General features: G+C 62.9%; 23 protein-coding genes and 3 pseudogenes. 15 read left to right on the forward strand and 11 right to left on the reverse strand.

Annotated elements, in window-relative coordinates:
- Positions 1-25: 25 nt before the first annotated feature.
- Together ACHIRB_RS01515 and ACHIRB_RS01520 are read right to left on the reverse strand one after the other, a co-directional pair.
- On the reverse strand, positions 26-1,015 hold the full coding sequence (locus ACHIRB_RS01515; RefSeq protein ID WP_199703466.1) for an AurF N-oxygenase family protein: 990 nt from the start codon (positions 1,013-1,015) through the stop codon (positions 26-28).
- Between the two features lie 91 nt (positions 1,016-1,106).
- A complete protein-coding gene (locus ACHIRB_RS01520) occupies positions 1,107-1,802 on the reverse strand; it encodes a TetR/AcrR family transcriptional regulator (RefSeq protein WP_395123273.1) in 696 nt (231 codons plus the stop codon).
- A gap of 105 nt (positions 1,803-1,907) precedes the next feature.
- Here ACHIRB_RS01520 and ACHIRB_RS01525 point away from each other — a divergent pair, with 105 nt between their 5' ends.
- The 7 genes and pseudogenes from ACHIRB_RS01525 (at position 1,908) to ACHIRB_RS01555 (ending at position 9,860) form a co-directional block, all read left to right on the forward strand.
- Positions 1,908-3,107, forward strand: coding sequence for a lipid-transfer protein (locus ACHIRB_RS01525; protein WP_395123274.1), 1,200 nt, complete (start codon positions 1,908-1,910; stop codon positions 3,105-3,107).
- 43 nt (positions 3,108-3,150) lie between these two features.
- Positions 3,151-3,582, forward strand: a complete 432-nt coding sequence (locus tag ACHIRB_RS01530) for a type II toxin-antitoxin system Rv0910 family toxin (protein WP_199703463.1) — start codon at positions 3,151-3,153, stop codon at positions 3,580-3,582.
- 4 nt (positions 3,583-3,586) lie between these two features.
- A complete protein-coding gene (locus tag ACHIRB_RS01535) occupies positions 3,587-4,468 on the forward strand; it encodes a MaoC/PaaZ C-terminal domain-containing protein (RefSeq protein WP_395123275.1) in 882 nt (293 codons plus the stop codon).
- A gap of 15 nt (positions 4,469-4,483) precedes the next feature.
- Complete coding sequence (locus ACHIRB_RS01540; protein ID WP_395123276.1) at positions 4,484-5,362, forward strand: SDR family oxidoreductase; 879 nt, start codon at positions 4,484-4,486, stop codon at positions 5,360-5,362.
- A gap of 2 nt (positions 5,363-5,364) precedes the next feature.
- Positions 5,365-7,572 (forward strand): acyl-CoA dehydrogenase, encoded by a 2,208-nt coding sequence (locus tag ACHIRB_RS01545; RefSeq protein WP_395123277.1) that lies wholly within the window; start codon positions 5,365-5,367, stop codon positions 7,570-7,572.
- A pseudogene (locus tag ACHIRB_RS01550) lies at positions 7,569-8,712 on the forward strand (CaiB/BaiF CoA transferase family protein). Before ACHIRB_RS01545 ends, ACHIRB_RS01550 begins: the two are co-directional and overlap by 4 nt.
- Entirely contained in the window at positions 8,712-9,860 is a 1,149-nt protein-coding gene (locus ACHIRB_RS01555) for an acyl-CoA dehydrogenase family protein (RefSeq protein WP_395123278.1), read from the forward strand. The pseudogene ACHIRB_RS01550 and the gene ACHIRB_RS01555 overlap by 1 nt, the downstream one beginning before the upstream one ends.
- Here ACHIRB_RS01555 and ACHIRB_RS01560 read toward each other — a convergent pair.
- Positions 9,852-10,010, reverse strand: a pseudogene (locus ACHIRB_RS01560) (HAD family hydrolase); the annotation flags it as partial. The gene ACHIRB_RS01555 and the pseudogene ACHIRB_RS01560 overlap by 9 nt on opposite strands.
- Before the next feature lie 205 nt (positions 10,011-10,215).
- Between ACHIRB_RS01560 and ACHIRB_RS01565 the strand changes: the two are divergent.
- Positions 10,216-10,959, forward strand: coding sequence for an acyl-[acyl-carrier-protein] thioesterase (locus ACHIRB_RS01565; RefSeq protein WP_395113134.1), 744 nt, complete (start codon positions 10,216-10,218; stop codon positions 10,957-10,959).
- 1 nt (position 10,960) lies between these two features.
- On the opposite strand, the gene ACHIRB_RS01570 is transcribed toward ACHIRB_RS01565, so the two are convergent.
- Complete coding sequence (locus tag ACHIRB_RS01570; protein ID WP_395113135.1) at positions 10,961-12,697, reverse strand: FAD-dependent oxidoreductase; 1,737 nt, start codon at positions 12,695-12,697, stop codon at positions 10,961-10,963.
- A gap of 13 nt (positions 12,698-12,710) precedes the next feature.
- A complete protein-coding gene (locus ACHIRB_RS01575; protein ID WP_395123279.1) occupies positions 12,711-13,715 on the reverse strand; it encodes an AurF N-oxygenase family protein in 1,005 nt (334 codons plus the stop codon).
- A gap of 226 nt (positions 13,716-13,941) precedes the next feature.
- Here ACHIRB_RS01575 and ACHIRB_RS01580 point away from each other — a divergent pair, with 226 nt between their 5' ends.
- The 6 genes and pseudogenes from ACHIRB_RS01580 to ACHIRB_RS01605 all read left to right on the forward strand — a co-directional run bounded on the left by ACHIRB_RS01580 (position 13,942) and on the right by ACHIRB_RS01605 (position 20,384).
- Positions 13,942-15,195, forward strand: a complete 1,254-nt coding sequence (locus tag ACHIRB_RS01580; RefSeq protein ID WP_395123280.1) for a DUF445 domain-containing protein — start codon at positions 13,942-13,944, stop codon at positions 15,193-15,195.
- 14 nt (positions 15,196-15,209) lie between these two features.
- Complete coding sequence (locus tag ACHIRB_RS01585; RefSeq protein WP_395123281.1) at positions 15,210-16,076, forward strand: Abi-alpha family protein; 867 nt, start codon at positions 15,210-15,212, stop codon at positions 16,074-16,076.
- Between the two features lie 87 nt (positions 16,077-16,163).
- Positions 16,164-16,535, forward strand: a complete 372-nt coding sequence (locus ACHIRB_RS01590; protein WP_395113138.1) for a YciI family protein — start codon at positions 16,164-16,166, stop codon at positions 16,533-16,535.
- A 7-nt stretch (positions 16,536-16,542) separates the two neighbouring features.
- Positions 16,543-17,769: an RNA polymerase sigma factor gene (locus ACHIRB_RS01595; RefSeq protein WP_395123282.1), complete on the forward strand. Its 1,227-nt coding sequence runs from the start codon at positions 16,543-16,545 to the stop codon at positions 17,767-17,769.
- 7 nt (positions 17,770-17,776) lie between these two features.
- Positions 17,777-18,813: pseudogene (locus ACHIRB_RS01600) on the forward strand (DNA polymerase IV).
- A 14-nt stretch (positions 18,814-18,827) separates the two neighbouring features.
- On the forward strand, positions 18,828-20,384 hold the full coding sequence (locus ACHIRB_RS01605) for a serine/threonine-protein kinase (protein ID WP_395113141.1): 1,557 nt from the start codon (positions 18,828-18,830) through the stop codon (positions 20,382-20,384).
- Between the two features lie 17 nt (positions 20,385-20,401).
- Here the strand turns inward: ACHIRB_RS01605 and ACHIRB_RS01610 are convergent, their stop codons facing one another.
- Positions 20,402-21,721 carry a TIGR03118 family protein gene (locus tag ACHIRB_RS01610; RefSeq protein ID WP_233528963.1) on the reverse strand — a complete coding sequence of 440 codons (1,320 nt, stop codon included), beginning with the start codon at positions 21,719-21,721 and terminating at the stop codon, positions 20,402-20,404.
- A gap of 121 nt (positions 21,722-21,842) precedes the next feature.
- Here ACHIRB_RS01610 and ACHIRB_RS01615 point away from each other — a divergent pair, with 121 nt between their 5' ends.
- On the forward strand, positions 21,843-22,052 hold the full coding sequence (locus tag ACHIRB_RS01615; protein WP_395123283.1) for a helix-hairpin-helix domain-containing protein: 210 nt from the start codon (positions 21,843-21,845) through the stop codon (positions 22,050-22,052).
- A gap of 4 nt (positions 22,053-22,056) precedes the next feature.
- Here the strand turns inward: ACHIRB_RS01615 and msrA are convergent, their stop codons facing one another.
- The 5 genes from msrA to ACHIRB_RS01640 are packed head-to-tail and all read right to left on the reverse strand — an operon-like array spanning position 22,057 to position 26,869.
- On the reverse strand, positions 22,057-22,764 hold the full coding sequence (gene msrA, locus ACHIRB_RS01620; RefSeq protein ID WP_395123284.1) for a peptide-methionine (S)-S-oxide reductase MsrA: 708 nt from the start codon (positions 22,762-22,764) through the stop codon (positions 22,057-22,059).
- Positions 22,761-23,291, reverse strand: a complete 531-nt coding sequence (gene msrB, locus ACHIRB_RS01625) for a peptide-methionine (R)-S-oxide reductase MsrB (RefSeq protein ID WP_395113144.1) — start codon at positions 23,289-23,291, stop codon at positions 22,761-22,763. The genes msrA and msrB overlap by 4 nt, the downstream gene beginning before the upstream one ends.
- 42 nt (positions 23,292-23,333) lie before the next feature.
- A complete protein-coding gene (locus tag ACHIRB_RS01630; RefSeq protein WP_395123285.1) occupies positions 23,334-23,801 on the reverse strand; it encodes an MTB12 C-terminal domain-containing protein in 468 nt (155 codons plus the stop codon).
- Complete coding sequence (locus ACHIRB_RS01635) at positions 23,798-24,787, reverse strand: SDR family NAD(P)-dependent oxidoreductase (protein ID WP_395113146.1); 990 nt, start codon at positions 24,785-24,787, stop codon at positions 23,798-23,800. The genes ACHIRB_RS01630 and ACHIRB_RS01635 overlap by 4 nt, the downstream gene beginning before the upstream one ends.
- 18 nt (positions 24,788-24,805) lie before the next feature.
- Positions 24,806-26,869 (reverse strand): HNH endonuclease signature motif containing protein, encoded by a 2,064-nt coding sequence (locus tag ACHIRB_RS01640; RefSeq protein WP_395127587.1) that lies wholly within the window; start codon positions 26,867-26,869, stop codon positions 24,806-24,808.
- Positions 26,870-26,901: the final 32 nt, after the last annotated feature.

The following is a 26,901-nucleotide window of genomic DNA, read 5'->3' on the forward strand; positions in this document are numbered from 1 at the left end:
AAAGACTCACGAGGCGCGCAGTGCCCTAGTGTCCCCGAGCGGGCTCGCTGCGGAATCTGGAGCGACTGCCGTCGATGCGAAATGCCTTCCAGAACAGGCGAGAAACCGGATTCATCGCTCCCGCGTTGTGCGCGAGCATCCGCACGTCGCTGAACATGTCGCGCAGAATTTTCGACGACTCCGGGCTCTTCCAGAAGATGTCGTCCATAACCGAATCCGGTATGTCGAACTCCTGCTGGAAGCGGCGTGGCGGGACCATGATCTCGCCGACCAACCAGCGCATCGCTATCGGGAAGGCGAGGGACATGACGAAGCGACCGGCCGGGTTCATGCCGACGATGCGCCGCTGCAGGAACTGGTGCGCGAAAGATATGTGTCTGGCTTCTTCGGCTACGTGAATCTCCATCACCCGCAACGCGATTGGATGGATTCCGCTGGTGTCGCCACGCAGCATCGCCTTCTGGGTGTGATCGATGGGTTCTTCACCCGCGAGGATGCCGATGAAGAAGATTGCAGGCGATATCCCGGCTGCGAGCGGAATGATCGGCGAGATCGCACGCATCCACCATGAGACGCCAGGAACGTCGAGGCCGATGCGGTTGATCATCTCCTGGAACATCATCGTGTGGTTGCATTCTTCGGCGGTCTCGTGCACGCAGTACCGGAACTCCGGCGATCCGTTCGGCACCTTGAAGGAGTACTGCGTCATCCCGCGAATCAGGATGCTCTCGAACTGCAGACCCACCTTGTAGATGTTCGCGATTCGCCACCTGCCGATCTCGATCTGCCGCTCCTGCGGAAGCGAGCGATACCAGGAATGGCCGCCGACGATGTCGCTCGCCGGCAGTATCCAGCGGCGATCACCTGGAACGATGGCGTGTTCCGGTGCGTTCCAATCGATGTCGACGAACGGGTCGAAACGCCTGTGGACCGAGGCTTCGGACAGTCTCAGCAGTTGGTCGAAGTAGTCGTCATCGGAAGCCTTCTCAGCAATTTTCGACGTTGTGACAGACACGCGAACTCCTTCGGCGGTGCGGCTCTGCACCTCATAGTGACTGAGACAAGATGTACCAGACACTTGCGTGGGAGGAAAGGTCCCGTGCAACTCAGACCAGTGCGGCGATGGGCGTCGACGGTTCGATGACGATGTCTACAGCGCGCATGTTCACGTCGAGAAGGTGCCAGACCGAACGTTTCAGGAATTGGGCCAACTGCTCGGATGTGACGCCTGAGCTGGGGTTGTTCAACCAGCGGTTCACACTTGCATCGACAAGTCCGACCAATCCGAAGGCAAGCGGCTCGGCTGTTTGGTAGGCCGACGGCTGTTTGCGCGCGACCGCAAGCAGCAGGCCGGTCAATTGCACCGCGATCGCTGTTTTGGCGCCGGTGACCACGCGGGAGCCGCTCGTCCGATGTTTGGGCGAGCCTTTTCCTAGAAATGCGTGCAGGCGGGGATAGGCCACGATCCAGTTGACGTAGGTGTCGACGGCCCGCGAGATGGATGCGTCGACGGCTCCCTCCGGCGCGAGGGTCGGAGCGAGGTCCCGCATCAGCATCTGGACGATGCGTGCGCGCAACTGCTCGTCGAGATCGTTGCGGTCCTTGAAGATTCGGTACACGACCGATCGGGGAAGGTCAGCGCGTCCCGCGATCTCGCTGACGCCGATGTCGGCCCCGAGTTCGTTGATCGCCCCGATCGCGGCGTCGAGGATCAGGTCGCGGCGTTCGGCTTTGTGGCTGTCCCAACGCGTCGAGCGCCCGTCGGTCGGCTCCGTTCCGACATCCGCTCCTGTGTTCGACATTCATCAGATGTTACTGGGGTATTGACTGTGACAAGCTGTCCCATATAGTTGAGCGCGACAGCGTGTCGCAGGTAAGTGTTCGAACGTCACATGGGAGTGAAGCGAATGTCCACAGCGGGCAACAGGTTTTTTGTCGTCGGCGTCGGTATGACGAAGTTCGAGAAGCCAGGGTCTCGCGAATGGGACTACCCCGACATGGCCCGCGAGGCCGGCACCAATGCGCTGCAGGATGCGGGCATCGACTACCGCCAGGTCGAGCAGGCCTACGTCGGCTACGTCTACGGGGAATCGACGTCGGGTCAGCGCGCGGTCTACGAACTTGGCATGACGGGCATCCCGATCATCAACGTCAACAACAACTGTTCGACGGGCTCGACCGCACTGTTCCTCGCAACCCAGGCCGTCAAGAGTGGCCAGGTCGACTGTGCGCTGGCCCTCGGCTTCGAGAAGATGCAAAAAGGCTCGCTCGGATCGACCTACGACGACCGTGAGCAGCCGATGATGCGCCACCTCCTCGCACTTGCCGAACTGCAAGAGTTCGCAATGCCGCCCGCTCCCTACATGTTCGGCGCCGCAGGCAAGGAGCACATGGAGAAGTACGGCACCACGGCGGAGCAGTTCGCCAAGATCGGTGTGAAGAACCATCGCCATTCGATCAACAACCCGTACGCGCAGTTCCAGGACGAGTACACGCTCGACGAGATCCTCGGCGCCAAGCAGATCTACGGACCGCTGACCAAGCTGCAATGCTCGCCTACCTCCGACGGTTCAGGCGCCGCGATCATCGCTAGCGAGGCCTTCGTAGAGAAGCACGGGCTTGCACGGCAAGCGGTCGAAATCGTCGGCCAGGCAATGGTTACCGACCTGCAGACCACGTTCGACGACAAGAGCGCCATCACCCTCGTCGGTGCGGATATGACGCGGACCGCGGCGGCGAAGGTGTACGAGCAGGCGGGTATCACTGCGGCCGATGTGGACGTCATCGAACTGCACGACTGCTTCTCCACCAACGAACTGTTGACCTACGAAGCCCTCGGCCTGTGCCCGGAGGGTGACGGCGGCAAGCTCGTCGACAGCGACGACACCACCTACGGTGGCCGCTGGGTCGTCAACCCGTCCGGCGGTCTCATCTCGAAGGGGCACCCCCTCGGCGCGACCGGTCTTGCGCAATGCAGCGAGCTGACCTGGCAGTTGCGTGGCACCGCTGACAAGCGTCAGGTCGACGGCGCAAAGGTTGCGCTGCAACACAATATCGGGCTCGGCGGAGCGGTCGTCGTGACCGCGTACCGCCCGGCCGAACGCTGACCCCAACAATCCGATTCCCCCGCGCAAACAAGGAGTTCTACCAATGGCATCCGTTTCCGTCTCCGCAAACCTTCCCGGCGCACCCGAAAAGACTTGGGACGCACTGTCCGACCTTGCTCGCTGGGAGGAGTGGCTCACCATTCACCAGGGCTGGCGCAGTGACCTCCCGACCGAAATCACGCTCGGCTCCAAGTTCACCGAGGTCGTTGCGGTGATGGGTATGGCGAACAAGATCGAGTGGACCGTAGCCGAGGTCGAGGTGCCGAAGCTCGTCAAGATCACCGGTACCGGAATGGCTGGTGTGACAATCGAATTCGTACTGTCCGTACAGTCCGATGGCGCCGGGTCGATCGCCACGGTCGACGCGAGCTTCACCGGCGCGATGATCGTCGGACCGATCGGCAAGGCGGTCGCGAAGAACGCGAAGGCAGATCTCGAGAAGTCGCTGGAGAAGTTCGCCGAATTGGTGGGCTGATCCAGTGAGCACTGCATCGACCGCAGCGACCGTAGAGTTCGACGACTCCGGCCTCGGCGAGTGGACCGACGAAGAACGTTTCGAGGTCACTGCTGAGCGGATCGCCGAATATGCCGCCGCAACAAACGATCCCATCGAAGCTCACCGCAACGGTGAGGTCGCTCCGCCGGTGTTCGCGATCGTTCCCGTCTTCTTCTCTATGGCGCCGGCCGCATTGTCGGTCGCGCCTGTCGAGTTGCTGATGAAGCTCGTGCACGGCGAGCAGGACTTCCATTTCCATCGGCCGATCTATCCGGGCGACAACCTCGTCGTGCGGTCGAAGCCGATCGGTTTCGAGGGACGCGACAACGGCTCGACCGTCGTGGTCTACGTGGAAACCCGCACGGACAAAGGTGAACTGGTAAACGAGCAGTGGATGACGGCGTTCTTCCGCAAGGTCGATGCGGGCCGCAGTGTCGGTGAACCGGCTCCTGCTCATCGTTTCGACGATGCGCTACGGTCACAGGCTTCCGTCGCCCGAGTAGAGCAACACATCGACAAGGACCAGACGTTCCGGTACTCGCCTGCATCGGGCGATCCCATGCCGATTCATCTCGACGACGAGATCGCTCGGATGTCGGGGCTACCCGGCATCATCAATCACGGCTTGTGCACGATGGCCTTCGCCTCGTGGGCTGCGCTGACCGAACTTGCCGACGGCGACGTCACGCGGTTGCGGCGACTGGCGGTCCGCTTCGCGAAACCTGTTCTCCCCGAACAGGACATCGCAACGACGTTCTGGCAGGCGCGAGAATCCTCTGGACCTGACGCGACGTACGCATTCGAAACAACAGTCGGCGACGAAGTCGTCATCAAGGACGGCCTCGCCGTCATCGCAGACAAGTAGGAGTTGGACTCGATAATGGGAATTCTTGACGGCCGCGTGGCCATCGTCACCGGCGCCGGACGCGGCATCGGCCGTGAGCACGCACTGCTCTTTGCCCGTGAAGGGGCGGGCGTCGTTGTCAACGACCTCGGTGGCGCCAACGACGGCTCCGGATCCGATGTCGACCCCGCGCAGCAGGTTGTCGACGAGATCATCGCGGCGGGCGGCAAAGCTGTCGCCAACACTGACAACGTCGCGACCTGGGATGGTGCGGAAGGGCTTGTCGCGCAGTCGATCAGCGAGTTCGGTCGCCTCGATGTGCTGGTCAACAACGCAGGCATTCTCCGCGACGCGTTCATTGCGGGAATCACCGAGAGCCAGTGGGACGCTGTGATCGCCGTCCACCTCAAAGGTCACGCCGCCACGCTGCATCATGCTGCCGCGTACTGGAAGGCGCAGAGTAAGGCGGGTGTCGCTATCGACGCTGCGGTCATCAATACCGCGTCGGCGTCAGGGACATTTAAGCCCAATGCAGGGCAGGGCAACTACGGTGCCGCCAAGGCAGGCATCGCCGCGTTGACGCTTGTCGCAGCCGACGAATTGGAGCGATACGGCGTGCGAGTCAACGCCATCGCCCCGATCGCACGGACCCGCCTCACCCTGGCAACGCCCGGGATGAGTGCACTCTTTGCCGCCGAGATTCCCGAAGGCGAGTTCGATCCCTTCGACCCGTCCAACATCTCGCCGCTCGTTGCCTACCTGGCCAGCACGGACTGCAAGCTGACCGGCAAGGTCTTCGCCGTCCAGGGGGGCGGCATCTCCGAGCTTGCCGGGTGGCACGACGTCAAGACCATCGAAACCGACGGTCCGTGGACCGTTTCCGAGATTGCCGACAAATTGGGCGCAGGAGCGTAACGATGGCCAAGAACACCTACGAGCTCGGGCTCGGGCTCACCGAAGAGCATCGGGCACTTGCTGATTCGGTCCTATCCTTCGCTGAACGGACGATCACAGCCGAGCACGTGCGTGCCGCTGTCGACTCACCTGTCGAGGATAAGTTCCCGCACTACTGGCACGGACTCCAAGCCCAGGATCTCCTCGGGCTGCACGTACCCGAAGGCAACGGCGGCCAGGGTGCCGGACTGATCACCCTCGCGGTAGCGCTCGAGGCTCTCGGTCGCACCATAGCTCCTGGACCTGTCGTTCCGACCGTGCTGGCCAGTGCGGTGCTGGCAGGAACCGACTCGAAGATCGGCATCGAGGTGCTTCCCGGCCTTGTCGACGGATCGGCCACTGGTGCAGTCGCTCTCGGACCTCCACTCGATGCGGTGCCCGACAATGCGGGCGGCTACCGGATCACCGGCGTCGCCGATGCCGTTCTCGGCGGCGAACATGCGGACGTCGTGCTTGTGCCTGCCACGATCGGCGACGACATCAGGTGGGTCGTCCTCGATCACGCCGACCTTCAGGTTCGTTCGCAGGACAGCATCGACGTCCTGCGGGGCTCGGCTCGAATCGAAGCGGCCGATGTTCACATCGGTGCCGACCGCGTTCTCGAGGCACTCGACGAGCGGCGGATCCGGTCGATCGCGGCTGTCGTCCTCGGGGCCGAGGCAATCGGACTGATGTCGTGGTGTGTGTCGACCGCCGCCGAATACGCCAAGACGCGTGTGCAATTCGGCCGTCCGATCGGTCAGTTCCAAGGTGTCAAACACAAGTGCGCGCAGATGGGCATCGCTCTCGAGCAAGCCCGCGCCGTGCTGTGGGATGCGGCGTCGGCTCTCGACAAGGACGAGAGCACAGCCGATTTCGCGGCGGAGATCGCCGCCGTGATCGTCGCCGACGCTGCCGTCGTATGTGCGCAGGATTGCATTCAGGTGCACGGCGGCATCGGATTCACGTGGGAACACGATGCCCATCTCTACTACCGGCGTGCGCTCGCCATCCGTGGTGCGCTCGGGTCGGGCGAGGTCAGGGCCAACCGCGTGGCCGAGCAGGCGCTTGCCGGCGTGCTCCGCGCATCCGAACTCGAACTCCCCGCGGAGGCCGAGACGATCAGAGCGCAGGTTCGTGAGGAGCTGGCACCCCTGATCGGATTGGATGAGGACGACCAGCTCATCGCACTCGGCGATGGCGGCTGGGTGCAGCCGCATCTGCCGAAGCCCTACGGACGCAGCGCAACTCCGCTCGAGCAGATCGTGATCGCACAGGAGATCAAGACCGCCGGCATCGCGATGCCGCAGTTGCTGATGGGCGGCTGGGCGGTTCACGCTGTGGTTGCGCACGGCACCGAGAAGCAGAAGCAGGAGCTCGCAGTACCGACCCTGCGTGGTGATGTCGTGTGGTGCCAGCTGTTCAGCGAGCCGGGTGCGGGATCTGATCTCGCGTCCTTGACGACCAAAGCCGAGAAGGTCGACGGTGGCTGGAAGATCAACGGCCAGAAGATCTGGACGTCGGTTGCGCAGTTCTCCGAATGGGCGATGTTGATCGCGCGTACCGATCCGGCTCGCCCGAAACACGAAGGCATCACCTACTTCGTCCTCGACATGTCGACACCGGGCGTCACGGTCCGACCGCTTCGCGAGTTGACAGGTTCGGCACTCTTGAACGAAGTGTTCCTCGACGACGTCTTCATCCCGGACGAGCATGTTGTCGGTGAGGTGAACGCGGGCTGGCACGTGGCGCGGACAACGCTTGCGGGCGAGCGAGTTGCGTTGAGCCAGAAGATGGAAGCCTATGCGACCGACGCGGACCTGTTGCGGTTCGCGAAGGGGCGCACGCTGTCGCCGGTGAGTCACTACCGGATCGGCGAACTGGTCGCGCAGAGTCACGCACTCGACGTCATCGGCGCTCGCGTTGTCCTGAAACAACTTTCAGGTAGCGACGTCAGTACAACGTCGAGTGTCGGGAAGTTGCTCGGTATGGCGCTCGGGCAGGCTATTTCGGAGTTCGTCGTCGACGAACTCGGACCTGCCGGCGTGGTCGCGGTCCCCGGTGAGCCGAGCGACAAGGCAATGGAGCAACTCCTCGCCGGTCGGGCGACCACCATCTACGGCGGAACGACCGAGGTGCAGCTCAACGTGATCGGCGAGCGCATGCTCGGCCTGCCGCGTGATCCGGCATGAGTGGCACCGGTCCGCTGCAGGGTCTGCGGGTGATCGAGATTGCCAGTCTCGCGCCTGCGCCCTTTGCCTGCATGATCTTGGCCGACCTCGGCGCTGAGGTGATCCGCGTCGAGCGAGCGGGTGACGGCGGTCAGGGTCTGCTGGCACCGTCCGGGGTACTCGACCCGGGGCCGCCGCTCGATTGCCGTCGACATGAAGACCGATGCAGGACGCGAGATCGTCAGGAAACTGGCCGACACTGCGGACATCTTCGTCGAAGGCTTCCGGCCAGGTGTTGCCGAGCGAATCGGTATCGGTCCCGACGACCTGCAAGCCCGAAATCCGCGCCTGATCTACGGCCGGATGACCGGCTGGGGTCAGGACGGTCCGCTGGCAAGTACTGCCGGTCACGACATCAACTACATCGCCATCGCGGGTGCGCTCGAACCTATCGGGCACAAGCGCCAACGCCCCGTCCCGCCGTTGAATCTGTTGGGAGACTTCGGTGGTGGTGGCCTGATGCTCGCGATGGGTGTGCTCGCCGCATTGCACGAGCGGACGACGTCGGGTCTCGGGCAGGTCATCGACGCCTCGATGGTCGACGGGGCAGCGTTGCTGACGGCATTTGTGCACGGCATGCACGCGTCCGGTCTGTGGGACGAGGGACGTGGCGGCAACCTGCTGGATACCGGCCGCGCGTTCTACGACACCTACGAATGCTCGGATGGGCAGTATGTCGCCGTGGGGTGCGTCGAGCCACACTTCTACGCGGAGTTCCTCGGTCTGCTCGGCCTGAGCAACGACGACCTGCCGATGCAGTTCGACCTCGATCAGGCCGACGTTGCGAAGAAGCGGATCGGCGAGGTCTTCGCCACGAAAACACGCGACGAGTGGACCGACGTCTTCGCAGCATCGGATGCCTGTGTCTCGCCGGTTCTTTCGCCATGGGAGGCCCACGAGCATCCGCACAACCAGGCCCGCGGCACGTTCGTCGAGGTCGGTGGCATCCGGCAACCTCCGCCGGCACCGCGCTTCAGTAGAACGCCCGCGCCGGTACCGCAACCCGGCAGCGATGCTGGCTCCGATACCGAAACGGTGCTCGCCGAACTCGGCTATGAGGCAGCATCGATTGCACAGTTCCGATCGGAAGGATCGATCTGATGACGACAACCAAACGCTCCGCTTGGCTGGACGATGATCTCGAGGACCTGCGCGCGCTGGCGCGCTCGTTCTGTGAGAAGCAGATCAAGCCGAACATCGAGAAGTACATCGACCAGCATCATGTCGACCGCGACCTGTGGAACAAAGCCGGCGAGCTCGGTCTGCTCTGCATGTCGATTCCGGAGGAATTCGGTGGCGGGGGAGGCACTTTTGCGCACGAGGCGGTGCTCATCGAAGAGCAGGCGCGGATCGGTGACACGGCATGGGGACAGGCGGTGCACAGTGGCATCATCGCCCACTACCTCAACGCGTACGGCACCGACGAGCAGAAGCGGGAATGGTTGCCCAAGATGGCGAGCGGGCAGGTGGTCGGTGCGATCGCGATGACCGAGCCAGGCACCGGATCCGACCTGCAGGCCGTCAAGGCGAAGGCCGTACGCGAAGGCGACGAGTACGTCATCAACGGCTCGAAGACCTTCATCACCAACGGCGCCCAAGCGGATCTGATCATCGTCGTGGTCAAGACCGATACGTCCGAAGGGGCGAACGGTATCTCGCTGGTGTTGGTCGAAGCCGATCGTGACGGCTTCCGCCGTGGACGGGTGCTCGACAAGGTCGGGCAGAAGGGGCAGGACACGTCCGAACTCTTCTTCGAAGACGTCCGGGTGCCGACCTCGAACCTGCTGGGAACCCAAGAGGGCCAAGGCTTTTTCCAGCTGATGATGCAGCTGCCGCAGGAACGGCTGATCATCGCGGTCGGGTCGACCGCGGCGATGGAGAACGCACTCGAGTTCACGATCAAGTACACGAAGGAACGCCACGCGTTCGGCAAGCCGATCTTCAATTTCCAGAACACGAAGTTCAAGCTCGCCGAGGTCGCAACCGAAACCCGCATCGCCAGAGTGTTTCTCGACGATTGCATCGTCAAACACCTGCAGGGCCAGCTCGATATCCCGACCGTTGCAATGGCCAAGTGGTGGACGTCCGACCGGGCGATGGTCGCGCTCGACGAATGCCTGCAGTTGCACGGTGGGTACGGCTACATGACCGAGTACCCGATCGCCCGGATGTGGGCGGACAACCGTGTGCAGAAGATCTACGCAGGGACCAACGAGATCATGAAGGAAATCATCTCGCGGTCACTCTGAAAGCAGCGTGTCCAACGCCGCGATGGTCTCGGCGTTGGACACGTGCTTGATCGTGATCATCCCGACGGCCTCGGCGCCTGCGATCGCGATGTCGGCGTCGTCGACGAACACGACCTCAGCGGCTGTGACGCCCAGGCGGGTGCACGCGAGTTCGTAGACCTGCTTCTGTCACCTCGCCGACGTTGGCTTCGAAGATACCTACATCGCTGCCGCACTGGATGCGCAAAATGGGTGGTGTGAGTCGGTCGCCCGCCACCGATGCCGCGGTGACTCGAGCTCCCCGTGACGGCAGTGAACCTCTGCCGGCATTCACCGGGGGATGAGCCCGACGTAGTACCGGGTACCTTCGTCTTCCATGACCATCGACGCCGAGCTCGCCCCGCTGCCCGACACAGGCTACGTCTACAAGACGTCGTGGCGGCTCGGCACTCCGGATATGGACGAGGAGTACCGCCTGCGGGTCGACGGCGTCGCACGCTACATTCAGGAGGTCGGCGCCGAGCATCTCGACGATGCCGATGCGACCGACGATCAGCCGCACTGGATCGTGCAACGCACCGTGATCGACGTTCACGAACCGATCGTCTGGCCCGACGTCATCACGTTCCGGCGCTGGTGCGCGGGCTTGTCGACGCGGTGGTGCGCGATGCGCGTTCAGTTGGAGGGTGCGAACGGCGGGCGGATCGAAACCGAGGCGTTCTGGATCAACATGAACAAGGAAACAGGCGGCCCGGCCAGGCTCACTGACAGGTTCATGGCCATGATGGCGACAACCACCGACGAACACAGACTGCGCTGGAAGCCGTGGCTCACCGAGCCTGCAACCGACGAGGCAACACTCGATTTTCCGTTGCGCCGCACCGACGTCGACCATTTTCGACACGTGAACAACACCGTCTACTGGCACGGTGTCCACGAAGTGCTTGCAGACTCGGCGGCAATCATCGACGGTCCGTACCGCGCGATCGTTGAGTACAAGAAACCGATCACCCTCGGCGAAGACGTTCGCATTCACACCCTAACGTCCGACGATGCTGTCGACCTCTGGTTCGTCGTCGCGGGAGAGGTCCGCGCTGCGGCTCGCCTCACCCCGCGCTGAGTTATACCAAGGTGGTCGAACCTCTCATCCGCCGAACTACAGCGAGCGGAAGTCGCTTGCGCGGCTGTGCTTTCGCGACCACATCGGCCATGTCGTCGCGGTCGGTGATCTTGGCTCGGACGCGGTTCTGTTCTGCGCCGCGCTGCAGCTCGACACGATCGATAGCGTGCCAGCCTGCCCGGTCGACCAACTCGGGTCGACGCGCGCGCACCAACCGCTTCAATGCGGATGCGGGCAACGTCGGTTGCGCCAATAGGCCCGAATTGAAGTCGTCGACCAGCGCGTTGACCGTCTCTTGCGCGCACGACTTGTTGGTGCCGATGAACCCGCTCGGCCCGCGTTTGATCCAGCCCGCGACGTAGGCCCCCGTCGAGATCGGACCGTCGCTACCGTCGCGAACACGTCCGTCGGTGTTGGGGATGACGCCCTTCACGTCGTCGAACGGAACTCCCGCGATCGGAACGCCGCGGTAGCCGATCGACGTCAAAACCAGACCGGCCTCGACGGTGTCCGTCGCGTCGGTCGCGTGCGTCCGCACTGTGCCGTCCTTGCTCACGACCAGTGCGTTGCGGACGAACTCGACACCGACCACACGTTCGTCGCCGACGATCCGCGTCGGGGTGGACAAGTACCGCAACGTGATTCGCTTACGACCGGCACCCTGACTCGGAACCTCGCGCAACATCGCGAGCTTCTGGGTGACCGAATGTTCCAAGGTCCCATCGGACTCGCGGGCAACGGTGACCTCGTCGAGCGAAAGGTCGGAGTCCTCGAGGAGGACATCCATATCGGGAGTCGCAAGCAGACCGGAGAACTCGGGAACGGTGAACGCAGACTGCGCGGGACCACGACGCCCGACGATCACAACTTCTTCGATACGACTGTGCCGCAACGCCTCCAGAGCGTGTTGTGCGATGTCTGTCGTTGCGAGGTGGTCTGGATCGGATGTCAGAATTCGTGCGACATCCAGCGCGACATTGCCGTTGCCGATGATGATGGCGTGACGGTGCGACAGGTCGTAGGTCCTGTGCGCATGATCAGGGTGACCGTTGTACCAGGCGACGAAGTCGGTCGCGGATCCGCAGCCGGCAAGATCGTCGCCAGGGATGTCGAGGCGCCGATCCGACGACGCACCGACGGCGTAGAGGACCGCGTGATGATGCTCGAGCAGATCCTCGTGCGACAGGTGCTTGCCGATCTCGACGTTGAGGTAGTACTCGAACCCGTCCTGGTCGGCGATTGTGTCGAACAAGCGAGTCACCTGCTTGGTCTTCTGATGATCGGGTGCGACGCCCGCGCGAACGAGACCGTGCGGAGTCGGCAACCGATCGAAGACGTTGACCTGCACATCGGGCTGCGTCAACAACTCGTCGGCCGCATACATCGCTGCCGGACCCGAGCCGATGATCGCGACTCGCAGCGGTTCGCGGCTCTGGTCGACCGAGGCTGCTGCGATCACCGGAGCAAGCAGTGGCCGAGGCCGTGGCTCCTTGTAGAACTCAGCGTTGATCTGCAGGTAATCCTGTTGTGCATCAGCCAGTTTCGAGTGCGGCACGATGGCATCGACCGGGCAGGCCGACACGCAGGCACCGCAGTCGACGCATGCAGCCGGGTCGATGTGCAGCATCTCCGCTGTCAGAAAGTCGGGCTCGTCCGGCGTCGGATGGATGCAGTTGACGGGGCATGCGTATACGCACGACGCGTCGCTACAACAGGATTGAGTGACGACGTGAGGCATATCGTCGGCCTTTCTACGCCGACGCGCGAACCGGCACGCGGCTCGGCTCGCTGCGGTAGCGCGACGGACGACCATCGATCTTGCAGATCTTCCAGATGGCACGCGAGACGGGGTTCATCAAGCCGATGTCCTCGGCGAGCATCCGAACGTCGGCGAAGTAGTCCTGCAGAGTCTGACGCGAGGAAGGTGTGTCCCAGAACAGGTCCTTCTTGACCGATGCCGGAATGTCGAACGTCTTCCAGAACGACGGCGGCGGTACGGCGATGGAGTCGCACAGGACGCGCATGATGACCGGGAAGGCAAGGGATAGCCCGAAGCGACCGACTGTGCTCATCTGCGGCACATGGTGACTCAGGAACTGGTGCGCGAACGAGATGTGTCGAGCTTCTTCGGCAACGTGAATCCGCATGACGCCGGCCATGATCGGATGAATTTCTTCGCCCGAACGCAGGATGGCCTTCTGAATGTGGTCGATCGGCTCTTCACCGGCGAGGATGCCGACGAAAAAGATCTCGGGAAGAATCGTGCCGGCAATCGGAACGATCGGAGCCAGCCATTTGATGCCTGGACGAGCGCCGGGAACGTCGACACCGATCCGGTTGACCATCTCCTGGAACATCAGGGTGTGGTTGCACTCTTCGATGACTTCGTGTGTGCAGTAGCGGAATTCGGCAGATCCGTTCGGCTGCTTGAAGACGTGCTGCATCAGACCGCCGATGAGCACCGTCTCGAACTGCAGACCGACCTTCGCGACGTTGGCTTGTCGCCACATGCCGATTTCGATCTTCTTCTCGATCGGCAAGGCCTGGTACCAGGGGTGAGCGCCGAGTGGGTCGCCGTGCTCGGGAAGGATCCACCGTCGGTCGTTCGGGGTCACAGCGAATTCGGGAGAATCCCAATCGATGTCGACGTAAGGATCGAAGTGCTTTTGGACCGATCCTTCGGACAGTGCCTTCAAGGATTCCGCGTAGGTGTCGCCGCGCTGCTCATCTGTCGGCGCTGCAATCGAGAGTGACATCAAAGCTCCTCATCGCCAATGCACGGAGCCTCGTTGCGCCGTGCGTAGGAAGTGCTGTCAAGGTGCTAGCTGACAGCATCGCTAAAGTTACTGTAACGGCTCGTCGCGGTTAAAGCTACGTCCCTGCTCCTGTTGCATGTTTCGTCCCGTCACATCCAGGGCATTCGGTGGTCTGCGCCACATTTTTGTTGCGACTGAGGGTTTCGATTGGGGATTCGCCGAAAGGATGCCACGGTTCGCCATGCTGACCGAGTTCACCGACCACTGGATCGCCTACTCGTCCGTCGTTGTCTTGGCCGCGCTCATCGGGTGGGTCACGAAGATCGTCGCCATCGAGATGATGTTCAAGCCGATCGATTTCAAAGGATTCAAGGTAGGACCGTTGCCCATCGGGTGGCAGGGCATCATCCCGCTGCGTGCCGCGCACATGGCGAGCGTCGCGACCAACAAGATCGTCGGTGAACTCCTCACCCCTGCCGACGTGTGGGCCCGACTCGATCAGAAGCAGCTGCTCGAAGAAATTCGGGAGCCGCTGCTCACCTCGATGGACGCGATAACTCAAGAGGTCGCCTCGACAATGCAGCCGGAAATCTGGGCGAACACACCAGGTTTCGTCAAGGACAAGTTGATCCAGCGCATGCGTGAGCGTGGCCCCGACGCCATGAAGCAGATCATGGACGACGTCGAGGCCAACGTCGAAGAGGTGTTGGATCTCAAATCGCTCGCGACCCGAACCCTTGTGTACGACAAGGAGATCCTGCAGCGTGTGTTCCGCCAGGCGGGTAAACGCGAGTGGGCATTCATCAGACGCTTCGGTCTGGGAGCAGGTTTCTGCATCGGTCTGATACAGCTGACTGCATACCTGTGGCTGAAATCGCCACTGATCAATCCGATCATGGGTGCAATCAACGGGTGGGCGACCGACGCATTCTGTATCAAGGTGTTGCTGTTCAGCCCGAAGCGCCCGAAGAAGTACCTGGGCATCTTCGAATGGCAAGGACTGTTCCTCAAATATCAGGACGAGGTTGCCGACGAACTGTCTGCGTTGATCGCGGAAAAGGTACTCACGCCGCACGCAATACTCGAGTCGATGCTGGAGGGCCCGCGTTCCGATCGCTTCTACCTCATCATTCGTCGCCATATCGGGCGGATGGTCGAAGAAGAACTCGGTGTCGCAGCTCCTGCAGTCAAGGCGGTGATCGGTGCCGACAATCTCGACAAGACCAAGACTCTGATGGCGGAGCGAGTGATGAAGAGCCTGCCGAGGACGATGGAAAACGCGGAGGGCTACATCGAGGAGACCCTCGACGTCGCCAATCTGCTCGCCGAGCGACTCAAGGAGTTGCCGCCCGAAGAATTCGAGGGTGTCCTCCGCCCAGCCTTCCAACAGGACGAATGGATCCTGATCGCGACCGGCGCTGTGCTCGGCGCGTTCGCAGGTGTCGCACAGGACGTCGTCATCCATCAGTTCGCGAAGTGAGGGAGAGGTAGCAGATGCCCGAACCAACGTCCGGCCCCCACGAAATGCAGCCGGTGCCGCTCGTCTCTGCCACGCAAGGTTTGTTCGGTCGGCTGGACCGTGTGCCACGGCGACTGCGCAACATTCCTATCGAAAGCCTCGGCGTTCTCGGCCGGATTGTGCCCGGCGGCGTGCTGCGACGCCCGATTGTGCTGACAGAAGCGGTGCTACGTCAATTGCTCGGAGTCGACGAGAATTCGGAGCATGCCGAGTCGACGCTGTATCCAGGTGACGCTGGGCGCATCGACGAAGACTTCACTGCGCCGCCCGATCCGCGGACCTCCGTACGGTCGATGGTGCACGAGATGCTCGATCGTTCCGTCCGGCAGAGTCCCCGCCAGGCAGAGGAAGCCAACTTCAAACGATTGCTTACGCAACTCGTTCCCGACGAGGTCCGCATCATCAACGCACTGTCCGACGGGCGAATCAGCCCGATCATTCATGTCGGTGTCGGGTCGCCCGGTTCGGTGGATCACACCGTGTACAGGAACGCCTCGACGATCGGAACCGACGCCGGGGTCAGGCTGCCCGACGCGGTCAGTCAATACATCGAGCCCCTCGAGTCGCTGAATCTCGTCGAAATCGGTCCCGCGGAGGATGCGCTGCGTGAACAGTACGAAATTTTGGAGACGTACGACGAGATCGAGTCAGCCGACGAATTCGCCGCTGCCGAAGCCAAGGGAACGTTCGCCAAGAAGTTGAAGTTCAAGTCCGAAAAGCATGTGCGACATACACTTCGGATCAGCGAACTGGGGGCGAAGCTGTGGGCGGCGGCCAACCCCGATACCTACGACTTCCAGGTACCGGACCGACGAGGAAATCCGAACAACGACGGAAATTAGACTTCGATGTCGAAACTCGAGTCCTAGCTCCGAGGTATCTCCTAGACGGGGCTCGACACGTGCCCCGCGACCGAAGGAGCTCATGACATGAAGTATCTGATGCTGGCCTACACCGACAAGGACGCGTGGGACGACGTCGACGTGACGAGCCCCGAGTTCGTCGCGACCTGCAAGTTCTACGAAGACCTCGGCAAGGAACTGACGGAGACCGGCGAGATGGTCTCGACGGAAGGACTTGCCGATCCGTCGCTCACCAGAACGGTCCGCAAGGGGGCTGGTGGGCCGGTCGCCAGTGACGGTCCGTATGCCGAAGTCAAAGAGGTGCTGGCAAGTTTCGGCATCGTCGATTGCGCCAGCTACGACCGTGTACTCGAGATTGCCGGCCGGATCGCCGACGCGGTCGGAGACTCGATCGAAATTCGACCGATCATGTCTGGACCGCCGGCAGCAGACGTGTAGATCGGCCGTGACAAGAGCTTTCGAGGACCTGCTGCGCGAACTGGCGCCGCAGGTCCTTGGTGCACTCGTGCGGAGATACGGTCACTTCGACGTTGCCGAGGATGCTGTGCAGGAGGCCCTCATCGTCGCGGCACAGCAGTGGCCGCGGGACGGGACGCCGATCGATCCGCGGCCGTGGCTGATTCGGGTCGCGTCGCGCAAGATGATCGACCTGCTGCGTGCCGACCAGGCGCGGCGGGACCGCGAGGACGCCGAGGCGCTGGCGGTGCCCATAGGGCCGGCAACTGTGGAAAGTGTTGTTGATCAAGATGATTCGTTGATCTTGCTGTTCATGTGTTGCCATCCGGCGCTGACGCAGGCGTCACAGGTTGCGCTGACACTTCGCGCGGTCGGCGGCTTGACGACGGGGGAGATCGCTCGCGCTCTTTTGGTGCCCGACGCGACGATGGGTCAACGGATCAGCCGAGCGAAACAGACTGTGAAACGGTCCGGTGTGCCGTTCCGGATGCCTCCAGCCCAGGAACGCGCCGAGCGTCTCGACGCGGTACTGCAGGTCCTCTATCTGATCTTCAACGAGGGCTACTCGACGACGTCGGGCGCCGAACTGCTTCGTATTGAACTATCCGGCGAAGCCATCAGGCTCACGAGGATGCTGCACGCGACTATGCCCGAGGACGGTGAGGTCGCAGGCCTGTTGGCGTTGATGTTGCTGACCGACGCGCGGAGACGGGCTCGTGCGGATGTCAACGGTGCCCTTGTGCCCATGGGCGAACAGAACCGTCACCTCTGGGACCGCGCGGCGATCGACGAGGGTGTCGCGCTTGTGACAGCCGCGATGTCACGTAAACCACTTGGCCCGTATCAACTTCAGGCCGCGATCGCCGCGGTACACGACGAGGCGCCGACGGCGGAGGACACCGACTGGGTCCAGATCCTGGGTCTGTACCTGTTGCTGGAACGCACGACGGACAACCCGATGGTCCGACTCAACCGTGCGGTTGCGGTCGCGATGGTCAGGGGGCCGCAGGAGGCGCTCGACCTGGTCGAGGAGATCGCAACCGATGAGCGCGTTGCCGATTCTCATCGCGTCGATGCGGTGCGTGCGCATCTGTACGAGCTGGCAGGAGACCTCGAGGTGGCGGTCGAGCACTATCGTCGAGCGGCGCGAGGTACGACGAGCACACCCGAGCAGCGTTACCTCAGAGGGCGCGCGACGCGACTCGGCACAACTTAGGAGACGTGTGAACGATTGGATTCTGCACGTCGACCTCGACCAGTTTCTGGCTGCAGTCGAGAAGCGGCGACGACCCGAACTGCGCGACGTCCCCGTGATCGTCGGCGGCTCGGGCGATCCGACACAGTCACGCCAGGTGGTTACCTGCGCGTCGTACGAAGCTCGCGCTTTCGGGGTGCATGCGGGTATGCCGTTGCGTGCGGCGCTGCGCAAATGCCCGACCGCAGTCTTCCTCGCGCAGGATTCGCCCGCCTACGAAGCTGCGTCCGCGGAGATTGTCGAAGTGTTGCGTACGTTTCCGGTGCAGCTCGAGGTGTGGGGTTGGGACGAGTCGTTTCTCGGCGCGACGACAGCCGAACCGGAAGAGCTTGCGCATTCGATTCGCGGTGCCTTGACGACGCAACTCGGTTTGTCCTGCTCCGTTGGAATCGGCGACAACAAACTCACCGCCAAGATGGCGACCGGTTTCGCCAAACCGGTGGGGTGTACAAACTTACCGCGGCAAACTGGATGACGACGATGGCCGACCGGCGGACCGACGCACTGTGGGGGATAGGCCGCCGAACTGCAGGCCGGCTGAGCGAACTCGGCATCGGAACGGTCGCCGAGTTGGCACACACGAACCCCGATGTCCTTGCTGAAGCGTTCGGTCCGACTACCGGTCCCTGGCTGTGGCTGATGGGCCGCGGTATCGGCGATACCCAGATCACCACAGTTCCGCGTGATCCCCGCTCGCTCAGCCGGTCCCACACCTTTGCCGAAGATCTCACCGATCCCGACCGCGTTCGAGCCGAGGTCGCCGCATTGGCCGAGTACGTCACCGCTCAGGTCGTCGAGTTGCAACGCAGTGTGGCGCGCGTCGCCGTCACCGTCCGGACGGCGTCGTTCTACACGCGGACGAAGATCATGAAGTTGCCTGCGCCGACCGTCGACGCGGCCGTCGTCGCGGCGGCGGCCCTCCAGGTTCTCGAGCGATTCGAGCTGACCCGTCCGGTCCGTCTGCTCGGTGTGCGCTGCGAACTGGTCGTCGAAGGCGTCGCCTGAGATATTCTCGCGCAATGGCGCTCGAAATCGGATCGGTCTTTGCTGGGTACCGAATACTGCGATTGCTCGGTGCCGGCGGTATGGGCACGGTGTACCTCGCGCGCCACCCTCGTCTGCCACGTAACGATGCTCTCAAGTTCTTGAGCGGCGAACTCGCGCAGACTGCGGAGTTCCGTGCGCGGTTCGAACGTGAGGCCGACATCGCCGGCGGGTTGAGCCACGCGAACATCGTCTCCGTCTACGACCGTGGCGTCACCGACAACCAACTGTGGATCGCGATGCAGTACATCGAGGGAACCGACGTCGCGGAACTTATCAAAGCCGGTCCGCAGGTTCTGACGCCACAGCGGACGATCGCGATCGTCTCCGATGCCGCACGTGGTCTCGATTACGCGCATCGTCATGGTCTGCTGCATCGCGATGTGAAGCCGGCCAACATTCTGGTTCGGTCGGCGCCGGAAGAACCGAGTGGCGAGCAGGCCCTGATCACCGATTTCGGCATCGCGCGAACGGTGAACGAAACCCAGCACTTCACGGTCAGCGGCGACATCGTTGCGACCTTGGCATACGCCCCGCCGGAGCAGCTCGAAGGCGGCGACATCGACCACCGCGCCGACGTCTATGCCCTCGGCTGCACCCTCTTCGAAATGCTGACCGGTTCCAAGCCGTTCCAGCGACCCAACATGCTGGCAATGATCAACGCGCACATGACCGCACCGCCGCCACGCGCGACCGAACGGATGCCTGCGCTGCCACCGGCAATCGATGCGGTGATCGCGCGAGCGCTCTCGAAAAACCCTGCCGGACGGTACAACTCGTGCCGCGAACTGGCCAACGACGCTGCACGCGCAATCGATCCCAGCTTCGTCACCGCGACCTCGCCGATGGTGCGTGCGCAACCGGTCCCGCCGCCGCCGGTGAATCCGACGAAACCGCCGCAGCGTTCGCGCCGCCCGTTGATCATCGGCGCCGCCGTAGCCGCGGCGCTCGCTGTTGTGACGGCCGGTGTCGTTCTCGTAGCGATGAATTCGAAGTCGGACAACGGCGGAGGAGGCGGCAAGACCACGTCGGTCGTCGCGCAGCCGACGACCACCGCACCAACGAAGGCGAAGGATGCTCGATGCGACGAACTGTCGTCCGCACAGTGCACGTTGGTCAAGCGTCTGCCGACTGCGCTGGCGAATTATAGCTGCATCTCGGTCGACGACATCGGTCTCGACGACGTGGATGCTGCGATTCAGTGTGAAGGGACCGGTACGGATCCGCTGGTGTTGATGGCCCAGATGAAAGACAGTGCAGCCGTCGACGCTGCGCTGGCGAAGGTGTACGGCATCTCCGAAACGACCTTCCCCGCAGCGACTTTCCCGACACCGACCTCTCGGGTCGACTGGACGACGAGTTCCGGGCGCAAGGGCGGCGAGATCGTGTCGGGTCAGAACGGCAACACCAACAATCGATTCTTGAATTGGGGCTACATCGGTCAGGAGATCATCATGGAAGCGCAATCCCCGACGATGTCGAGCGAGGACCTGGTCACCTGGTGGGAAGACCACTCGACGTTGGCTGGTTGACCAGGTCCTCGTTCGCGCTACTCCTTGGTTCGAAGGACTCCGAAGATGCCGTCCTTCTCCTCGTCCGGTCCCGCCGTGAAGTACAGGGCGTTGGCGTCGCCGAGACTCTCGCCGTTGCCGAAGAGCAGCCCCCAGATACCTTCGATGGCAAGGATATTGCCGTCGGTGTCACGAACGTAGTCGACGAATTTGCCGGTGCTGTCGTCGAACGCGAGGATGCGGCCCGCGCCCGCGAAGTTGGCGACCAAGAGCTTGCCGCTCAACGGTCCAAAACCTTCCGGTGCAATCGCGACGCCCCACGGTGCATTGAGGCGGTCCTCGTCTTCGATGACGCGGACGAGCTTTCCGGATGCGTCGAATTCGGCGACCTTGCCTTTCGCAGGTAGGTCCTTCGCTTCGGCTTCCTGATCCTTGTCGAACGAATCCTCTTCGCCCGCATCGAATTTGCCTGATCCGGGAGCGTCCTCGGGCTCCATCGTCTTGGCGTAGGTCACGAATACGCGGTCGCCGATCGTGGTCACGTTGAACGGTGCGGGGTCGCCCGGCTTAGCCTTGCCGCCTTCGCCGGTGGCAAACGGGTTGGCATAACCCTGGGTCGGGACCAACTGCCAGTTCTTGTCGAACTGACGGATCTGCGGATCGTCACCGAAGTCAGCGGCCAGAAGCGTCTCGCCGTTGCCCGGTGCGATGGCGATTCCGAAGAATGCCATGCCCTGATCCTTGCCGTTGAACACCTCCTTGGCTGGACCGTTGCGTCGCACGATCTGGCCGTCCGGGGTCTGTTCGGTCCATGCGGAGATCGAGCCCGAGTCGGTCGCGAAGATGAAGCGCGCCGACCCGGTGAGTTGTTGCTGTACGCCGTCGACGTCGACGGGTTGATCGCGTACCGCGAACACGTCGGATGTGATGGGCGCCGGGTTGAAGATGACGCCGGTCGTCTTGCCGATGGTGGCGTCGGAGGAGTCGGAGTCGGCGTTCGGAACCGAGACCGTCGTCAGACCGTCCTGGTGGATGGGCCGCAGCGCTTCGTCCGGGCTCTTGCTGACATCGCCGACGAACTCGAACGAATACCCGCCTGCGCCGACCCAGAAGTGTCCGCCGGCACCCTTGGGCCGTATGGCGATGCCCCAGCCGTTGACGAGGTCGGGGAATACGTACTTGGCTTCGTACTTGTCGTTGTTCGCAGCAAAGTTGGTCTGGTTGTACAGATTTCCGGGCAGTGGCGACACCGTGGCCGGGGTGGACTCGTCGCTCGAGTTCGAGGTGTCGCTCGAACATCCTGTTGCCACCGCGAGGGTGACACCGACCGACATCGCCAGCGCCAATCCTGATCGCATCGTGATCGACACGTGTACCTCTTTCTCCGATAGTCGCATAAGGTTAGGAGAGGCTAACGAAACTCGAACGATTGCGCCAGGCTTCGCTAAAATTCGGATCGACGCATCGAGGAGGTAGGGGATGCCCGAAGACTCGCCGGTACCGACGGAGTATCCGCAGCGACTCGGCAAGACCGCTCGTCGCGAGCTCGCGCTCAGCGGCTACACCCGCTACGACCAGTTGACGACCATCACCCCAACCGAGCTACTGAAGATCCACGGCGTGGGCCCGAAAGCGATCCGAATACTGACCGAGGAATTGGAGACGCGGTCGCTCTCGTTCGGCAGCTGACTGCTCAGTCGACGGCGGTGAGCGTTGGGCTGGAAAGGTATTCGCGGGGGAACAGCTCTTGGAGGGCGTCGACCTTCGGCTGGTCGTTGACGATGATGTAGCCGCTGTCGGGATTTTCGGCCAGGTAGTTCTGGTGGTAGGCCTCGGCCGGATAGAACGTGCCGAGCGCGCTTACCTTCGTCACGATCGGTGCGGGGAAGGTGCCTGCGTCGGTGAGTTGTTCGATGTAGGCGTCGGCAATGTCGGTCTGTTGCGGTGTGGTGCCGAATATCTCTGTGCGGTATTGCGTTCCGCGGTCGGGACCCTGGCGGTTCAGTGTGGTCGGGTCCGCGACGACGGTGAAGAAGATCTGGAGCAGGGTTCCGTAACTCACGACGGTGGGGTCGAACGTGATCTCGACGGCTTCCGCATGCCCCGTCGTGCCGCTGGTGACGAGGTCGTAGTTCGCAGTGTCCTCTGCACCGCCCGTGTAACCGGAAACGGCGTCGATAACACCTTTGACGTGTTGGTACACGCCCTGCACACCCCAGAAGCAGCCGCCGGCGAAGACCGCTGTTTCGGTCCGAGCAGGGGTCGGGGCGGCGTCGGTTGCCGGCGCGGGGACCGCGATTGTGGGTTGAGCGGTCGGAGCGGGAGACGACTGTGCCGAGCAGGCGGTCGCTGCTGCACCTAGCAGCAGCGCTGCGACGACCCGAAGGACGAGTGATCTCATGCTGCTTCGAATTTCATGGCGACACCGTTCATGCAATAGCGAAGGCCGGTCGGGGCGGGTCCGTCGTCGAAGACGTGGCCGAGGTGGCCGCCGCAGTTCGCGCAGTGGACCTCGGTCCGGACACCGTAGGAGTTGTCGGTCCGTTCACCGACCGCGTTCGCCAGCGGTTGGTAGAAGCTCGGCCAACCGGTCCCACTGTCGAATTTGGTTGCTGCGTCGAACAATTTCTGGTCGCAGCCGGCGCAGGCGAACGTCCCGTCGCGATGTTCGTCGTCGAGCGGGCTCGAGTACGGACGCTCGGTCCCCTCCTGGCGCAACACGACGTACTGCTCGGAGGTCAGGCGGTCACGCCACTGCGCGTCCGTCAAGGTCAGGGGGAAGGTCTCGGAGCTGTTCTTCGGCGCCGCGCCGGCCCGTGGTCCGGTGTCGTCGGACACGATGGCGGCAATCGCTATCCCGCCGACGGCCGCGGTGGCCAAGCCGATACCTGCGGTCGTAAGAAACTGGCGTCTGGTTGTTGCGTTCATCTCCACACAGTGTATTCGTCGCCGAGAAGTGGGCGGTTCTGTTCAACATCCACCGGCGAGCGCGCACACCAAAGCTCGCTGGATCTTCCAGACGCCATCGTCGGCAACGAAATTGATCGAACCTTCGAACTCGAATCCGTTGTCGCTGCGATTGACGCCCGTTGCACTGATCAACCCGTCTCCAAGATCGGTGACGGAGGTGAACTCGACGGTCTGGCCGGACGACCCTGTCGCGAACTTCTGGGCCGCCTGGTAGTTGTCGTCGTCGTTGCCCTCGATCATCTTTACGCGGTCGGCAACGTCGACTCCGTAGTTCCGTGCAGCATCGAACAGCGCCGACAGCTGTTGCGGCGTGGGGAGCGACTGCGCCGACAGCGGTGGCGGAGCGGGCACGAACGTTGTCGCCTCGACGAAGGCGCCACTGTCGGGGGCTGGTGACTCGGGTTCGGCGCAGCCTGCGAGAGCGAGTCCAATAGCACTGCACAGCAACAGCTTCCGCCCGGTGGTCATATCCTTCCGAACTCGCGCAGCCCCGCGACCGTGTCGGCCAGCGTCTCCTTCGAATCGCGATACTCGACGCCGAGTTCTCGTTTGCTCGGCTCGTCGTCGGACGCAGGCATCTGGGTGTAGTACTGCATCCCGGCTTCGGTGATCGGTGTGTCGAACGGAAGGAACCGGTCCACGCTGTCGATCAGTTGCCCGAGGCCACGTAGGAGACTGTCGGGTACCGGCACGGCGCGAATCGTGCTACCCGTGACTTCGGTCAGCAGGTCGGCAATTTCGTTGACGGTCAACCGAGGTCCACCCGCCATGTACCGGCGCGGACCTTTGCCCGGCTCGAGCAGTGCCGCATGCACGGCAGCGAGATCGCGTACGTCGACCACCGTCCAGGCCGCGCTTCGCCCCGGGATTACTCCCATCTTGCATGCTGCCACGACGCCGTCCGCGGCTTCGCCGAACTGGTCGCCTGAGGGCGGGCCGAGCACCATCCCCGGGTAGGTGATGTTGACAGGTGCGCCGTTCTCTTGCAGCTCGCGTGCGTACAACTCGACTGCGGCCTTCGACTTTCCGTACCCGTCTGCTCCGCCCGTCACCGGTAGGTCGGCGCTGAATGTCTCGAGGTCGGGGCTGAACAATGCCGCGATGCTCGCGACGTGCACGATCGGATCGAGGCCGAGTTCGACGGCCGTCCCCAACACGTTCCGCGCACCCTCCATGTTGGCGGTCAGCATCGCCTCGGCTTGCGAGGGATCCATCGCCACCAGGGCCGCGCAATGGACGACCGCGTCGCAGTCGGCCATCGCTGCTCGTACGGAGTCGCCGTCGGTGATATCTCCGATTGCGTAAGCACCGGGATCGAGGCCGAGCTTCGCGACGCTCGTACCGAGGCGCACCGGATTCCGCACGAGGAATCTGACCTCATGGCCGGCATCGGCAATGGCCTTCGCACTCCAGCCGCCGACGAACCCAGTTGCCCCAGTTACGAGTACGCGCATGTGCAAAACGTACGCGTTCTAGGCCGGAGCCGGGTCCGGTTCTCGTTCCCACGGAGCTTTGCCGTCGCCGACTCGTTTGCTGATGATGGCGAGGTGTTCGCGGTAGCGGTCTCGGAGGTAGGGGTCGGTGTCGGCGAATGTTGCGGTGGCGTCGGTGTCGGCGAAGGTTTCCCACCAGGTGGGTTCGTAGAGCAGTTCGTTGGCTTCGTAAGCGGTGAGTGGGTCGTCGTAGCTAACGGGGGCTGGAGTTGGTGGTGGGGGTTTCGGCGGTTCGGGTTGGGGTGCGCCGACGATGGCGTGGTGGGCCGGCAGCGTGATGTGCGGGGTGTGGGTGGGGCTGGTCCAGAGGATGGCGCCGCCGGGGAGGGCGGTGCAGGTCCACAGTTGCCAGGTTTTGATGTCGTGATGCCTTTTACATAGCGGTTGGAGATTGTCGAAGATGGTCCAGCCACCCGTTGTGGGGTTGGGGTGTTTGAACGGGACGCGGTGGTCGAGTTCGCATGTGCGGGACGGGACGGTGCAGTGCGGGAATACACATGTCGGGTAGGCGGCGCGGACCAACTCGGCGACTTCGGCGCGGGGTCGGTAGATCAACGCTCCCGGTGGAGGTTCGAGGTGTCCGCCGTGTCCGTCGGGATAGATGCCGTGGCGTAGGGATGCGTCCTCGGCAATGGCGGTGAGGATGTCGTCGATGACTTTTCCGACGCTGCGGGCACGGTGCAGGCAGGGCGGTGCCGTCGTCGTGGGGTGGGCTATGGTGCCGGGTCGGTGTTTTCGGCCGCGGCGGAGGTAGTGCAGGTACTCGACCTCGGTGGGTGGTGAATCCGGTTCGGGGTCAACAGGTTCGGGATCAGCGTCGGCGGTTTCGGGAACGGTCTCGTCGTGGAAGTCTGATTCGTGGTCGACCGAATTGTCGTCGGTGGTCGGATCGGTTGTCTGCGGAGGTGCGGGCTCTTCGGCTCGGCTCTCGCGGACTGCATTGTCGGTGCCGTCGCCTGTCGCCTGTTGTGCCGCCTCCGAATGTGGATCTGAAGTGCCTTCGCCGGCGATCGCGGCGTCGGTCCAGCTGCTCGAATCGTGTTCGGTTGCAGCGGTTCCCGGTCCTGCCGCTGCCATCGCGGTGGATCGTAGTTCGACCAGGATGGCTTGCCAGGTCGCGTCGGCGGCGAGGATGCGCGCCAGGTCCGCATCGATCGGTGTCCCGTCACCGAGGTGTGCTGGATCAGCGCTCAGGCCCAGCAGGGTTTTCGCGTCGATGACGATCTGGGCGAGATGTCCTCGCCGCGGGGTTAGTTCGACGTCGCGGGTCGGACAATCGACCGATCGGCAGTCACACCGCAACGACCGCTCACCGTGCAGCAGGGCCATCAGTCCGTCGGCGCGGCGGACGTTACGGCTGCGGGAGTCTTCGGGGCAGACGGTGTCGGCGATTTCGTCGAGGAGTTGATCGGCTTCGACACCTTCGAGGTCGGTGATGGCTGCGGAGAGCCACGACAACCCGGCAGTGCCTTTCCGTACATAGGCGGTGCGATCAGTCTTCGTCAACTGCGCTCGAGCTTCGGCCGCCTCTTTCGGGTCGGCCTCGATCCATAGTCGCCAGATCTCACGTCGCAGCGGGCCGGGGGTGAGAACTTTCGCCGCGCACAAGGCGAGGAATTCGATCTTCTCGATCGTCGTCGTGCTGGCTTCTGTGAGGGTGGTGCAGACGACTTTGACGCGGGCGTAGTCGAGTCGGCCGTCGTCGAAGGCGGTGTAGAAGCGGGGGAATCGGGAGTTGAGTTCGATGCCGACGTCGACCATGGTGTGTGCGGTGGTGGCCGAGCAGCCGAGGGCGGCGCCGATTTCGGCGAAGACGGAGTTGCCGACCGCCACCTTGGCACCGGCGGCGACGAGGTCGGATTCGGTGCGCATCCGGGTCCACCAGATGTCGGTTGCGGCCATCACTTTCGAGCAGGCGTTGACGTTTTCGTTGACGCGGTAGCGCTCCAAGAGTGCGAACTCGTCTGCGACGCTGATTTGTAGTGGGTAGGTCCGGACCTCCTCCGGACCTTCGGTTTCTGCACTTCCCCCTGAGTAGAACATACATACTGCTTATCTGCTTAAGTGGACCTATG

The sequence above is a fragment of the Antrihabitans spumae genome (assembly GCF_043944905.1).
Taxonomy (GTDB): Bacteria; Actinomycetota; Actinomycetes; order Mycobacteriales; family Mycobacteriaceae; genus Antrihabitans; species Antrihabitans spumae.